Genomic DNA, 13,790 nt, shown 5'->3' on the forward strand with positions numbered 1-13,790 from the left:
GGCGGCCATGCTAAGACAACAAAAAAGGCCGGCATGAAGCCGGCCCTTTGACGAAGCGCGAAGCCCGATCAGCTGCGCACCAGCGATGCCTTCAGCATCGAGTTCAGCAGGTCCAGCGTCTCCGCCAGATGCGCGCGCGTCTCGACCGTCAGGCCCGGCTTGCTTGATGCCGCGCGCAGGTCATTGGCGAGCTGTGTCGCGTGGAAGCGGGCCATGGCGAAGGCGTCGGCATAGACCGTCGCGCCGTTCGTCGAGCGGTTCAGCTGGCCCTGCAGGCGGCGCAGGTACTCGCGCTGCAGGCTGCGGCGCATGCGGTCGATCTCGGCCCCGGTCTTCAGCTCGCTGAAGACGGCGCCCTGCAGCGTGCCGTAGACCTCGCTGAGCGACACCGCGCCCTTGCGCTGGGCCTCGGGCAGATAGTTGCCCTGCTCGATGAGACGGCGCGCCGTGTTGGGTGACAGCAGGCGGTCCAGCACGCGGCCCTGCAGCGCGGCCACGGCGTCCGGGATGGACAGCGGCAGGCCACGGTCCCACTCGTTGTAGTCCACCGTCTGAGTGACGAGGAACTCGGGCTTGAACTTGAACGAGTCGCTGGACAGCAGGCCGGCGGCGATGAAGCGCAGAGCCTCGCGCTGCTGGGCGTTGTCCACCGGCTTGAAGGCTGGGCCCGTCGAGACGCCCGGCACCGTGCGCTCGGCATGCAGGCCGCCGACGTACTTGCTGACGTTGTTGGCCGTCATGCCCAGCTGGCGGAAGCTCTCGAAGATGGAGCGGCGGTTGCGCTGCGGGTCGTCGCCCACATTGGCCGGGCGGGCCTGCACGCGTTCCCACAGCTCCTGGCTGAGCTTGAGGCGCTTCTTGGCGTAGGCCAGCGGGTCGTCGCCCAGGTCGCGCTGGTTGGTGCGCGGGTCGAAGCCGTCGTAGGGGCCGCCGACACCCTGGTCGATGTCGTCACCATAGGCCAGCTGCGGCTCGGTGGAGCGCGCGGCGATCTTGGCGAGCTCGGCCGCTTCCTGGTCCGCCGCGATGGGCTTGTAGGCGTACTCGATGGCCCAGTAGTCGTAGGCGCCCAGCGTGGTGTTGGTCAGGCTTGCCTTGGGCTCGCCCTTGAGGGGCAGGTTGTAGGCGTTGTAGTCCATCACCGAGTTGGAGATGCCGTGCGCCTCGGTGTAGGCCTTGTCCTTGAGCTGGGCCTGCGTGACGGTCGTGGACGAGCGGAAGTTGTGCTTCAGGCCCAGCGTGTGGCCGACCTCGTGCATGACCACGTCCTTGATGACCGCCTGGGCCAGGGCCTCGGCCTCGGGGCCGTTCATATCCATGCCGTCGCGCAGGGCGAGCAGGTCCAGCGCGAAGCCGAGCTCGTTGGCCTGGTCGGCCATGTAGCTGCACTGCTGCTCGGACAGGCGCAGGCTGCGCTCGCCCATCCAGGCACTAGCGGCGTGGTCGTGCTGGGCGTGGAAGCCCAGCACGTCGTCCGTCGCCAGACGGCGCGAGCCGCGGCCGAAGACGTCGCTCATGCCGATGTCGGCGTCGAGGATTTCGCCTGTGCGCGGGTCCTTGTTGCTCGGGCCGATGGCGAAGCCGACGTCGGCGCCGGTGAACCAGCGAATGGACGCGTGCGTCGAGTCCATGTTGTCCCAGTCGGCGTCGTCGGGCTGCTGCCTGGCCTGCACGGCGTCCTTGAAGCCGATCTTCTCGAAGGCCTTGTTCCACTCCTCGATGCCGGCCTTGACCGCGGCCCGGTACTTGGTGGGGATGTTCTTGTCCATCCAGTAGACGATGGGCTGCTTGGGCTCGGACAGCGCGGCGGCCGGATCCTTCTTCTCCAGGCGCCAGCGGGCGATCATGTGCACGCGCGGGTTGGCCTTGAGGTCGTCGCCGAAGTCGGCGTAGGCCTCCATGAAATGACCCAGGCGCGGGTCGGCATGGCGCACGGCGGCCGGCTGCTCCGGCAGCGCGCGGAAGCTGTAGACGAAGCTGAAGAACATCGAGCGCGGGTCCGGCGTGGCCTGGGGCGGCGTGGGCACGGGGACGGGCAGCGGCACCAGCGGCGGCGCGGGGATGCGCGGCGTGGCGAAGTGCACGCGCGAGGTCAGCGTGGAGATCTGCGTGTCGGCGCGCGTGGCCTCGATGAAGGAGTTGGCGCGGTCCGGCGCGAAGGGCAGGCGGTAGACCATCTCCAGGCGGGTGGAGTAGCCGGGGATGTCGCCCAGCAGCAGGCCGCTGGCGTCCACCAGCACCGACTTGCGGTCCGGATGCTCGGCACTGGCCACCGGCGTGCCGGCGATCAGGCTGGGCGAGAAGGCCTGCTCGATGGCCAGCTTGCTGGAGGGGTTGTCGGTGCGGAACTTGGTGTTCAGCGCGATCAGCTGCACCTGGTTGCCGATACGGCGCCACTCGGCCATCTCGTCGCCCAGCATCTGGCTGGCGTACAGGCCGCGTTCGCCCACGGCGTTGGCGACGTTGACGCTGAACAGGAAGGGCTTGTTGAAGGCCTCCTTGGGGATCTCGATCCAGACCTTCTCGTCCTTGCGCCAGATCGGGAACAGGCCGGGCTGCTCCTTGGCGCCCTTGATGACGTCGGCAAAGGGCTTGGGGGCCGTCGGATCGACGGGCGGGCGGGCGGCGGGCGCCGAAGCGGCGGCGGCCGGAGCTGCGGGGGTCTGGGCTTGCGCCAGGCCGGCAAGCGCGATCAGCGCGGCGGCAGCCAGGGCGGTACGGTGCATCGGGATCATGGGTGTGACCGAAGGAAACGAAAAGGCGGCACTGTGGCGGGCGGCGACACTCGCGTCAATCGGCGCCCACCCCCGTCGCCGGCGCACCAATTCACGCAAAAAACTTCCGTCATGGCCCTCACGCATCTGCTCTACCTGCACGGATTCCGCTCCTCGCCGGCTTCGGCCAAGGCGCGCCGCATGGCCGAATGGGCGGCAGCGCAACCCGGCCTCGTCTTCGCCTGCCCGCAGCTGCCCCCCTCTCCGCTGGATGCCATGGCCCTCGTCGCCGGCCTCGTGGCCGACTGGCCGGCCGAAGGCGCGGCCGTCATCGGCAGCTCGCTCGGCGGCTTCTACGCCACGTGGCTCGCCGAGCAGCATGCCCACCGCGGCTGGCGCGTCGCCGTGCTGAACCCGGCCGTCGACCCGGCGCGCGATCTGGCCCGCCACATCGGCACGCTGACGGCCTGGCACGACCCCGACCTGAAATTCGACTTCACGGCCCGGCACGTGGCCGAACTGGCCGCGCTGACGCCGCCAGCGCGGCTGACGACCGCATCGCGCTACTACGCACTGATCGCCAAGGGCGACGAACTGCTGGACTGGCGCGAGATGCTGGCCCGCTACGCTGGCTGCGATGGCGAGGTGCTGGAAGGCAGCGACCACGGCCTGACCGACTTCGAGAACCACCTGCCCAGCTTGCTCAGGCACCTGCTGGCGTAAGGGACAATCGGCCACTTATGTTTGCGCTGTTTGATGACGCCGGGAAGTTCCTCGCCGGCCGGGTGATGTCGGAGGCCGATGCCTCGCTGCAGGTCGAGCTGGACTCGGGCAAGCGGGTCAAGGTCAAGTCCGCCAATGTGCTGCTGAAATTCGAACAGCCGGCGCCTGCCGTGCTGCTGGCCGAGGCCCGCAAGCTAGCCGACGAGATCGACCTCGACCTCGCCTGGGAATTCGCCCCCGAGGGCGAGTTCGGCTTTGCCGACCTGGCCCGAGACTACTTCGACGCCAAGGCCGGCACCGTGCAGCAGGCCGCCGCCCTGCTGCGCCTCTACGACGCGCCGCACTACTTCCGCCGCGCCGGCAAGGGCCAGTTCAAGAAGGCTCCCGAGGAAACGGTCAAGGCCGCGCTGCTGGGCATCGAGCGCAAGCGCCAGCAGCAGCTGCAGATCGAAACCTGGGCCGACGAGCTGGCGGCGGGCAGCTGCCCCGCGCCCATCCAGGACCAGATCTACAAGATCCTCTTCAAGCCCGACAAGAACGGCCCCGAGTACAAGGCCGTCGTCGAGGCCAGCAAGCGCTCGCACAAGGCGCCGCTGGACCTGCTGCAGAGTGCCGGCGCCATCACCAGCGCCTACCAGTTCCACTGGAAGCGCTTCCTGTTCGAGAACTTCCCCAAGGGCGCCGGCTTCCCCGCGCTGACCGCGCCTGCGATCAAGGACGAGCTGCCGCTGAGCCCGGCTCGCGCCTTCTCCATCGACGACTCGCAGACCACCGAGATCGACGACGCCCTGTCGGTGCAGGGTCTGGGCACCGGCACCGTCGTCTTCGGCGTGCACATCGCCGCTCCCGGCCTGGCCATCACGCCCGACTCGGCCGTCGACAAGGTCGCACGCGAGCGCCTGTCCACGGTCTACATGCCAGGCTGGAAGCTGACCATGCTGCCCGACGACGTGGTGCAGGCCTACACGCTGATCGAGGGCCGCGACTGCCCGGCCGTGTCCATCTATTTCACGATGGACGAGGCGACGCTCGAGATCAAGACCCGGGAAACCAGGCTGGAGCGCGTGCACATCGCGTCCAACCTGCGCCACGACAAGCTCGACGGCATCGTCACCGACGCCTCGCTGTCCGGCGAGACGCCAGCCGACTACGCCTTCGCGCCGGAACTGGCCTTCTGCTGGCGCCTGGCCAAACAGCTGAAGGCCCAGCGCGAGGTCGTGCGCGGCAAGCCCGAGAACTTCAACCGGCCCGACTACAACTTCCGCCTCGCCGGCGAGCGCATGGAAGCCCCCAACGGCACGGAGTCGGTGGAGATCAGCGTGCGCGCCCGCGGCAGCTCTCTGGACCTCATCGTGGCCGAGGCCATGATCCTGGCCAACTCGGCCTGGGGCGGCTGGCTGGCCGAGCTGGGCCTGCCCGGCATCTACCGCAGCCAGGCCAGCCTCGCGCCCGGCATCAAAGTGCGCATGGGCGTCAAGGCGCTGCCGCATGCCGGCATGGGCGTGTCCAGCTACACCTGGGCCAGCTCGCCGCTGCGCCGCTACGTGGACCTGGTCAACCAGTGGCAGATCATCGCCGCCGCCCGCCACGGCAAGACGGCCGCGCTGGTGGCCCCCTTCAAGCCCAAGGACGCCCAGCTCTTCTCCATCATCTCGGGCTTCGAATCGGCCTACGCCGCCTACAACGGCTTCCAGAACGGCATCGAGCGCTTCTGGACGCTGCGCTGGCTGGAGCAGAACGCGACGACCGAGCTGACCGCCACCGTCATGAAGGAGGGCCTGGTGCGTGCCGACGAGCTGCCGCTGGTCTTCAAGGCCCTGGGCTGCGAGCCGCTGCCGCGCGGCAGCCATGTGAAGGTGCGCATCACCGGCCTGGACGAGATGACGCTGGACGTGCATGCCACGCTGGTCGAGCGGCTGGATGAGCCCGTGCACGACGCCGAGACCGAAGCTGACGACGAGGATCTTGAAGCCGCCGCCGCGCCGCTGGCCCTGGCCATCGACGTCAACGAGGGCGAGGCGGCCGAGGCCGCGACGCAAGCCTGAGCGATGCGCCGCCCGAGCACGCTGCAAATCGCGCTCGCGTTCTCGCTCGGCGTGCACGCCGTGCTGCTCAGCCTGCGCATCGCCGCGCCCGAGGCCTTCAACCGCATCTTCCAGGACACGCCGCTGGAGGTCGTCCTCGTCAACACCCGCTCCAACGAGGCGCCGACGAAGGCCCAGGCGCTGGCGCAGGCCAACCTGGCCGGGGGCGGCAACATGGAGGTCGGCCGCGCCACGTCGCCGCTGCCTCCGGCGCGCCACAGCGAGACCGGCGATGCCGCCGAGGCCCAGCACACCCAGATCACCAAGCTGCAGGAGCAGCAGCAACAGTTGCTGACCCAGGTGCGGCGCGAGCTGGCCCTGCTGCCGCCTCCCGACCCGCGCCGTGAGAAGAACGACCCGACGGAGCGCGCCCAAGCCGAGAAGCGCCGCCAGCTCGTGGACTTGCTCGCCGAGATCGAGAAGCGCGTCAACGAGGAAAGCGCCCGGCCGCGCAAGCGCTACATCAGCCCGGCCACGCGCGAAGTCGTCTATGCCCTGTACTACGACGGCCTGCGCCGCCGCATCGAGGAACGCGGCACGCGCGACTTCCCGGAGTACCGCGGCAAGAAGCTCTACGGCGAGCTGACCATGAACATCCACATCGACCACAAGGGCCGCGTCATCGAGACCGAGATCGTCGCCTCCAGCGGCAACTCCACGCTGGACAAGCGCGCCGTCGCCATCGTGCAGGCGGCCTCTCCCTTCGGCAACTTCAGCTCCGCCATGCTGCGCGGCGCCGAGGTGCTGGTCATCACGTCGCGCTTCCGCTTCACCCGCGACGAGGGGCTGGAAACGACTTTGCAGGGCAACCATGACTGACAGATACGCCGTCGTCGGCAACCCCGTCGAGCACAGCCGCTCGCCGGCCATCCATGCCATGTTCGCCCAGCAGACCGGGCAGGACATCGCCTACGAGCGCCTGCTCGCGCCGCTCGACGCCTTCGAGCCGACGCTGCGCGCCTTCGCCGCCGCGGGCGCCAAGGGCTGCAACGTCACCGTGCCCTTTAAGTTCGAGGCCTTCGCGCTGGCCGCGCGGCGCACCGAGCGCGCCGAACTGGGCGGCGCCGTCAACACGCTGCGCTTCGACGACGGCGGCTGGACCGGCGACAACACCGACGGCGCCGGCCTCGTCAACGACATCCAGCGCAATGCAGGCCGGCCGCTCGCCGGCCTGCAGGTGCTGCTGGTCGGCGCCGGCGGTGCGGCGGCGGGCGTGCTGGGCAGCCTGATCGCGGCCCGCCCGGCGTGCATCACCGTCGTGAACCGCAGCGTCGACAAGGCCGAGGCCCTGGTCGCGGGCCACGCACACCTCGGCGTTCCGCTGGCTGCCGCGACGCTGGCCGACGCGCCGGCCGCGCAGGACATCGTCGTCAACGCCACCAGCACCAGCCTGGCCGGCGCGGCCTCGCCGGTGGATGCCCGCGTGCTGAAGACCGACGCGCTGGCACTGGACATGATGTACGGCCCCAAGGCCCAAGGCTTTCTGGACTGGGCCGCCGCCCACGGCGCCGAACCGCGCGACGGCCTGGGCATGCTGGTGGAGCAGGCGGCCGAGGCCTTCTGCTTCTGGCGCGGCGTGCGGCCCGACACGGCGCCGGTGCTGAAGGCGCTGAGGGCCGCGCTGTGATGCGCCACGCCGGCCGGCTGCTCGCGGTCCTGGTGCTAGCCGTGCTGTGCCTGCAGCTCTGGTTCGCCGGCCGTATCGCGCTGATGCGCATCGTCGCGCCGCAGTCCACCAGCTTCCAGCGCAGCGAGGCCGTCCGCCTGCTGAGCGAGAAGCATCAAGTCGCCTGGGCCCAGCAATGGGTGGACGACGCCCAGTTGCCCGCCACGCTGAAGCGCGCCGTCATCGCCAGCGAGGACGATTCCTTTGCCGAGCATGGCGGCGTCGACTGGGACTCGCTCAAGGGCGCCTGGAAGAAGAACGAGAAGGCCCAGGCCCGCGCCGAGGCGCGCGGCAAGCCGACGGCCAAGGTGGTCGGCGGCTCCACCATCACCCAGCAGTTGGCCAAAAACCTCTTCCTGTCCGGAGAGCGCACGCTGCTGCGCAAGGGCCAGGAGCTCGTGCTGACGCTGATGCTGGAAGGCCTGCTGGACAAGCGCCGCATCCTGGAGATCTATCTGAACAGCGTCGAGTGGGGCGAGGGCCTGTTCGGCGCCCAGGCGGCGGCCCGCCACTACTTCCGCGTCGACGCGGCACGCCTCGGACCTTTCGAGGCCGCCCGCCTGGCCGTCATGCTGCCGGCGCCCAAGCGTTTCGAGCGCCAGCCCGGGTCACCTTATGTGCTGGGCCGCGCCAGCGTCATCGCCGGCCGCATGAACAGCGCGCAATTGCCATGAGCGACAGCGAAGAGATCGCCGCAGCGGCAGCCCGCCTCATCGTCGACGACGGCATGGACTGGGGGCCCGCCAAGCAGCGCGCCGCCCGCGACCTGGGGCTGCCGCGCGCCGCCCTGCCCGGCAACGACGAGGTCGAGGACGCCGTGCGCGAGTACATCGCCATCTTCCACGCCGACACCCAGCCGGCCGAGCTGCGCGCGCTGCGCGAGCTGGCCGCGCAATGGATGGCGCGGCTGGCCGAGTTCCGCCCCCACCTGACCGGTGCCGTCTGGCGCGGCACGGCCACGCGTCTGTCCAACGTCCACCTGCAGCTCTATTGCGACGACAGCAAGGCCGCGGAGATCGAGTTGCTGAACCGCGGCCTGAGCTTCGACGTTGCAGAAACGACGGCCGGCCGCGGGCGGCAGGTGGACATGCTCATCCTCGACGCGCCCTGTGCCGCCCTCGACGAGCGGGTGACGCTGTGTCTGACCATCCTCGATTTCGACGACCTGCGCGGCGCCCTCAGGCCCGACGCCCGCGGCCTGACGGAGCGCGGCGATCTGCCCGCCCTGGAAAAACTGCTGGAAGAAGCGACATGACCCCCATCTCCCGCCGCCTGATGCTTGCCGGCACCGGCCTCGGCGCTGCGGCGCTGGGCGCGTCCTTCGCTTGGCGCAAGCTGAATCCACCGGCGGCCTCGGCCGTCGCCCAGGCCTTCTGGGCGCGCCGCTTCCCCAGCGCGGACGGGGCCGAGCTCGACGTCGCCCGCTGGCGCGGCAGGCCTTTGCTCGTCAACTTCTGGGCTACCTGGTGCCCGCCCTGCGTGAAGGAACTGCCGGAGATCAACCAGTTCTACAGGGAAGCCAAGGGCAAGGGCTGGCAAGTACTGGGCCTGGCCGTGGACCAGGCCGAGCCGGTCAAGGCGTTCCTGCAGAAGACGCCGCTGGACTTCACCGTCGCGCTGGCCGGCCCCGAAGGGCTGGGCTTGGTGCGCGAACTCGGCAATCCGGCCGGCGGCCTGCCGTTTTCCGTCGTCTTCGACGAGACCGGCGAGATCAGCTGGCGTCGTTTGGGCGTCAGCAGGCTGGAAGAACTGCGCGCACTGGCATCGACCTGAGAATTTCCCTATCCAGCCGGAAATCGGCGCCAAAACGCGTAAAGTTCGCCCTTCCTCAATTTAGTGGCGACTCTCTAGACCTTCGGGCCCGCGCGTCGCCACGCGTTTGATGCAAGTTCTCGTCCTGCATGGCCCCAACCTCAACCTGCTCGGTACCCGCGAGCCCGAGGTCTACGGCGCGCAGACTCTCGCGCAGATCGACGCCGAACTCGGCACGATCGCCACGGATGCCGGCGCCACGCTGAGCAGCTTCCAGAGCAACCACGAAGGTGCTCTGGTCGACCGCATCCAGGCCGCGCGCACGGACGGCACGCGCTTCATCATCATCAACCCGGCTGCCTACACCCACACCAGCGTCGCCATCCGCGATGCTCTGGCAGCCGTGGCCCTGCCCTTCATCGAAGTTCACCTGTCGAACATCCACCGCCGCGAAGCCTTCCGCCATCACAGCTATATGAGCGAGCTGGCGGTGGGCGTCATCTGCGGCCTCGGCGCGAACGGCTACCGCCTCGCGCTGCGCCACGCCCTCGAATCGTTGGAAGCCGGCGCCTGACCTCAGGGTCGCGCGCCGTCTTTTCTCTTTCCCCACAACAACAACATCGCCTGGAGCCAAGATGGACCTTCGCAAGCTCAAAACCCTGATCGACCTGGTCTCGGAATCCAACATCTCCGAACTGGAAATCACCGAGGCCGACGGCAAGGTCCGCATCGTCAAGTCCGACCCGGCCGCTGCCGTGGCCATGCAGCCGGTCTATGCCCAGGCACCCGCGGCCCCCGTCGTCATGGCCGCCGCTCCTGCGGTCGCCGCCGCGGCTCCCGCCGCCGCACCGGCCGCAGCGCCCGCCGAGACCGGCCATGTCGTCAAGTCGCCGATGGTCGGCACCTTCTACCGCGCCTCCAGCCCCAACGCCAAGCCGTTCGCCGACGTAGGCCAGCAGGTCAAGGAAGGCGAAGCCATCTGCATCATCGAAGCGATGAAGATCATGAATGAGATCGAGGCCGACAAGTCCGGCACGATCACCAAGGTCTTGTGCGAGAACGGCCAGGCCGTAGAGTTCGGACAACCGCTGTTCGTGATTGAGTAAGGACTTCTGATGTTCAAGAAGGTCCTCATCGCCAACCGGGGCGAGATCGCTCTCCGGATTCAACGGGCTTGCCGAGAGCTCGGCATCAAGTCCGTCGTCGTGTATTCAGAGGCCGATCGCGACGCCAAATACGTGCGCCTGGCCGACGAAGCCGTCTGCATCGGCCCAGCGCCGTCGGCCCAGAGCTACCTCAGCATGCCGGCCATCATCGCGACGGCCGAGGTGACCGACGCCGAAGCCATCCACCCCGGCTACGGCTTCCTCAGCGAGAACGCCGACTTCGCCGAGCGCGTGGAGCGCAGCGGCTTCACCTTCATCGGCCCGACGCCCGAGTCCATCCGCATGATGGGCGACAAGGTCTCGGCCAAGCAGGCCATGATCCGCGCGGGCGTGCCCTGCGTGCCCGGCTCCGAAGGCGCACTGCCTGAGGACCCGAAGGAGATCATCAAGATCGCCCGCTCGGTGGGCTATCCGGTCATCATCAAGGCCGCAGGCGGCGGCGGCGGCCGCGGCATGCGCGTCGTCCACACCGAGGCAGCCCTCGTGCACGCCGTGCAGACAACGCGGGCCGAAGCGGGCGCGGCCTTCGGCAATCCCGAGGTCTACATGGAGAAGTTCCTGGAGAACCCACGCCACGTGGAGATCCAGGTGCTGGCCGACACCTTCAAGAACGCCGTCTGGCTGGGCGAGCGCGACTGCTCCATGCAGCGGCGCCACCAGAAGATCATCGAGGAGGCGCCTGCCCCCGGCATCCCCCGCCGCACGATCGAGAAGGTGGGCGACCGCTGCGCCGCGGCCTGCAAGAGGATGGGCTACCGCGGTGCCGGCACCTTCGAGTTCCTGTACGAGAACGGCGAGTTCTACTTCATCGAGATGAACACGCGCGTGCAGGTCGAACACCCGGTGACGGAGCTGGTCACCGGCATCGACATCGTGCAGCAGCAGATCAAGATCGCCGCCGGCGAGAAGCTGCCGTTCACGCAGCGCCAGATCGAGCTCAAGGGCCATTCCATCGAGTGCCGCATCAACGCGGAAGACCCGGTCAAGTTCACGCCTTCGCCCGGCCGCATCACGATGTGGCACCCGCCTGGCGGCCCCGGTGTGCGGGTGGACTCGCATGCCTACACGAACTACTTCGTGCCGCCCAACTACGACTCCATGATCGGCAAGATCATCGTGCACGGCGACACGCGCGAGCAGGCCCTGGCCCGCATGCGCATCGCGCTGAGCGAAACCGTCGTGGAAGGCATCCAGACCAACATCCCGCTGCACCGCGAGCTGATGGCCGATGCCAAGTTCATCGAAGGCGGCACGAGCATCCATTACCTCGAAGGCTGGATGGCTGCCCACAAGCGATGAGCAATCTCTTCGAGCTGGCCCTGGTCTGCCGCGAAGCAGACGTAGAGATCGTCAGCGATGCGCTGATGGAGATCGACGCCCTCGCGGTGTCGGTCGAAGACGCCGACGCGGACACCGACGCCGAGCAGGCCTTGTTCGGCGAGCCCGGCATGCCGGCGCCCAAGGCTGGCTGGGAACGTTCGGTCGTCAAAGCCCTCTTCCCCGACGAACCAGAGGCCACCGAGGCGGCAACGCTTATCCTGGCCCAGGACTGGGCCGACGACGTGCACGTGCAGGCCATCCAGGCCGTGCCCGAGCAGGACTGGGTGCGCCTGACGCAGAGCCAGTTCGCACCGGTCGAGATCACGCCTGAGTTCTGGATCGTGCCGAGCTGGCACCAGGCACCGCCCCAGGCACGGCGCGTCATGCGCCTGGACCCGGGCCTGGCCTTCGGCACCGGCACGCATCCGACGACACGCATGTGCCTGCGCTGGATTGCGACACATGCCCAGCCCTGGCCGCGCGTGCTGGACTATGGCTGCGGGTCGGGCATCCTCGCCATCGGCGCGGCCCTGCACGGTGCGCAAGACATCGACGCCGTCGACATCGATCCGGCCGCCATCACGTCCTCGCGCGACAACGCGCTCGCCAATGGCGTCAGCCTCCACCCCGGTATGCCCGAGCTGGCCCAGGGTGAATACCCGCTGGTCATCGCCAACATCCTGGCCACGCCGCTGAAGCTGCTCGCGCCGCTGCTCTGCGCCCACGTGGCAGCTGGCGGCAACCTGATCCTGGCCGGCATCCTGAGCCGTCAGGCCGACGAGCTGAAGGCCGCCTACGCGCCCTGGCTGGCCCTTGAAGTCAGTGACGAAGAGGACGGCTGGATCCTGATGACGGCCCAACGCCCGGCATGAGCCTCGCGACGCGCTGCACCGCCTGCGGCACGATCTTTAGGATCGTCGAGGATCAGCTGCGCGTTTCCGACGGTTGGGTGCGCTGCGGCCGCTGTGCCGAGATCTTCGACGCGCGGGAGTTGCTGTTCGACATCGAGCGCGACACGCCGCCGCCCTGGCCGGCGCAGTTCACGCCGGCCGCGGCTCCCGAACCACTGCCTCCTCCGCCGCCTCCACCATCACCCCCGCCGCCCGCTGCCCCGGTGACGCCGGCCTTCGACGCACCGCCGCCCTGGATGCCGCCGCCCGACCCCGAGCCGCGCATCGACGCGTTGCCGACGGGTTGGCCGTCGACGGACCTCGTCAGGCATGAGCCGCGCTGGGTGGACGACGGCAGCGTCGCGGCGCCGCTGCCTCCCCCGGAGGCCCCGGAGCCCGCGCCGGTGATGGCCGCCGAGCCGGCGCTCGCGCCCTCGATGCCCATGGCCATGCCCGAGTTCATGCGGCGCGCCGAGAGCAGCGCCCGCTGGAGCCGCCCCGGCGTCAGGCTGGCTCTGGCGGCCCTGTCACTGCTGCTGGCCCTGTTGCTGGCCGTGCAGGTAGCGCTGCATTTCCGCAATGCCATCGCTGCCCTGCACCCGCCGCTGCGCGCCTCGCTCCAGACGCTGTGCGAAGCGGCAGGCTGCGAGATCAAACCCTGGAAGCGCATCGAGGCACTGAGCATCGACGCCACTTCGCTGAACCCCATCGGCAGCGGTGGCTACAAGCTCAATCTGGCGCTGCGCAACAAGACGGGTGTCGATGTCGCAGCACCTTCTGTCGAGCTCAGTCTGACCGACGCCAGCGGCGCACCACTGGCTCGCAGGGTGCTCGGCCCCGAGGCCATGAGCCCGGCTCTCACGCAGGTCAATGCCGATTCCGAGCAGTCCCTGAGCCTGGTCTTCAGCACGGGCGGCCAGCGCATCAGCGGCTACAGCGTCAACATCTTCTATCCATAGCAGGCTGTCGAGTGGGCTCTGGCCCGCATGACTCGCGCTTCGGGTCGGGGTTTCGGAAAGCACCCAACAAAAAGCCCGGACCGAGAGACTCGGGCCGGGCTGGCTGGTGCTCGCCAACCGGGTGGCGAGCCACCCGGCTGACGATTCAGCAGATCGCCTGTTTAGGGCTTGTTGCCGGTCGGGAAGGGCCAGGCAGCTTGCGGGCTCAGCGCCGTCTTGGCAGCCGGCGCAGCGGCAGCAGCAGCGGGCTTGGCAGCAGCAGCGGGCTTGGCAGCAGCGGCAGGCTTGGCAGCGGCAGGCTTGGCAGCAGCCTTCTTCGGAGCCGCGGCCTTCTTGGCAGCAGGCTTCGCAGCGGGCTTGGCAGCGGCCTTCTTGGGAGCGGCAGCCTTCTTGGGGGCAGCGGCCTTCTTCGCCGGAGCAGCCTTCTTGGGAGCGGCTGCCTTCTTGGCCGGAGCGGCCTTCTTCGCCGGAGCGGCCTTCTTGGCCGGAGCGGCCTTCTTGGCCGGAGCGGCCTTC

14 protein-coding genes are annotated in these 13,790 nt (G+C 69.0%); 12 read left to right on the forward strand and 2 right to left on the reverse strand.

Going from position 1 to position 13,790, the window contains the following annotated elements:
• Window positions 1-68: 68 nt before the first annotated feature.
• A complete protein-coding gene (locus AC07VX_RS00265; RefSeq protein WP_493163741.1) occupies window positions 69-2,726 on the reverse strand; it encodes a zinc-dependent metalloprotease in 2,658 nt (885 codons plus the stop codon).
• Between the two features lie 120 nt (window positions 2,727-2,846).
• Between AC07VX_RS00265 and AC07VX_RS00270 the strand changes: the two genes are divergently transcribed.
• From AC07VX_RS00270 to AC07VX_RS00325, 12 genes are all read left to right on the forward strand, one after another.
• Window positions 2,847-3,437 (forward strand): YqiA/YcfP family alpha/beta fold hydrolase, encoded by a 591-nt coding sequence (locus AC07VX_RS00270; protein WP_493163739.1) that lies wholly within the window; start codon window positions 2,847-2,849, stop codon window positions 3,435-3,437.
• A 17-nt stretch (window positions 3,438-3,454) separates the two neighbouring features.
• On the forward strand, window positions 3,455-5,482 hold the full coding sequence (locus tag AC07VX_RS00275; protein WP_493163738.1) for a ribonuclease catalytic domain-containing protein: 2,028 nt from the start codon (window positions 3,455-3,457) through the stop codon (window positions 5,480-5,482).
• 3 nt (window positions 5,483-5,485) lie between these two features.
• Window positions 5,486-6,340 carry an energy transducer TonB gene (locus AC07VX_RS00280; RefSeq protein WP_493163737.1) on the forward strand — a complete coding sequence of 285 codons (855 nt, stop codon included), beginning with the start codon at window positions 5,486-5,488 and terminating at the stop codon, window positions 6,338-6,340.
• Window positions 6,333-7,148, forward strand: a complete 816-nt coding sequence (gene aroE, locus AC07VX_RS00285) for a shikimate dehydrogenase (protein ID WP_493163736.1) — start codon at window positions 6,333-6,335, stop codon at window positions 7,146-7,148. The genes AC07VX_RS00280 and aroE overlap by 8 nt, the downstream gene beginning before the upstream one ends.
• Window positions 7,148-7,861, forward strand: a complete 714-nt coding sequence (gene mtgA / locus AC07VX_RS00290) for a monofunctional biosynthetic peptidoglycan transglycosylase (RefSeq protein WP_493163854.1) — start codon at window positions 7,148-7,150, stop codon at window positions 7,859-7,861. Before aroE ends, mtgA begins: the two co-directional genes overlap by 1 nt.
• Window positions 7,858-8,442, forward strand: coding sequence for a hypothetical protein (locus AC07VX_RS00295; protein ID WP_493163735.1), 585 nt, complete (start codon window positions 7,858-7,860; stop codon window positions 8,440-8,442). Before mtgA ends, AC07VX_RS00295 begins: the two co-directional genes overlap by 4 nt.
• The gene (locus tag AC07VX_RS00300) at window positions 8,439-8,960 is read left to right on the forward strand and encodes a TlpA disulfide reductase family protein (protein WP_493163734.1); all 522 of its coding nucleotides are present in this window, start codon (window positions 8,439-8,441) and stop codon (window positions 8,958-8,960) included. Before AC07VX_RS00295 ends, AC07VX_RS00300 begins: the two co-directional genes overlap by 4 nt.
• A 106-nt stretch (window positions 8,961-9,066) precedes the next feature.
• Window positions 9,067-9,513, forward strand: coding sequence for a type II 3-dehydroquinate dehydratase (gene aroQ / locus AC07VX_RS00305; RefSeq protein ID WP_493163733.1), 447 nt, complete (start codon window positions 9,067-9,069; stop codon window positions 9,511-9,513).
• A gap of 61 nt (window positions 9,514-9,574) precedes the next feature.
• A complete protein-coding gene (gene accB / locus AC07VX_RS00310) occupies window positions 9,575-10,045 on the forward strand; it encodes an acetyl-CoA carboxylase biotin carboxyl carrier protein (RefSeq protein ID WP_493163732.1) in 471 nt (156 codons plus the stop codon).
• Between the two features lie 9 nt (window positions 10,046-10,054).
• Window positions 10,055-11,404: an acetyl-CoA carboxylase biotin carboxylase subunit gene (accC, locus tag AC07VX_RS00315; protein ID WP_493163731.1), complete on the forward strand. Its 1,350-nt coding sequence runs from the start codon at window positions 10,055-10,057 to the stop codon at window positions 11,402-11,404.
• On the forward strand, window positions 11,401-12,297 hold the full coding sequence (gene prmA, locus AC07VX_RS00320; protein ID WP_493163730.1) for a 50S ribosomal protein L11 methyltransferase: 897 nt from the start codon (window positions 11,401-11,403) through the stop codon (window positions 12,295-12,297). Before accC ends, prmA begins: the two co-directional genes overlap by 4 nt.
• Entirely contained in the window at window positions 12,294-13,274 is a 981-nt protein-coding gene (locus AC07VX_RS00325) for a zinc-ribbon and DUF3426 domain-containing protein (RefSeq protein ID WP_493163729.1), read from the forward strand. The genes prmA and AC07VX_RS00325 overlap by 4 nt, the downstream gene beginning before the upstream one ends.
• Before the next feature lie 161 nt (window positions 13,275-13,435).
• Here AC07VX_RS00325 and AC07VX_RS00330 read toward each other — a convergent pair.
• On the reverse strand, window positions 13,436-13,790 hold a 355-nt coding region (locus AC07VX_RS00330; RefSeq protein ID WP_493183849.1), incomplete at its 5' end, for a histone.

This window comes from Roseateles sp. GW821-FHT03B02 (assembly GCF_059421025.1).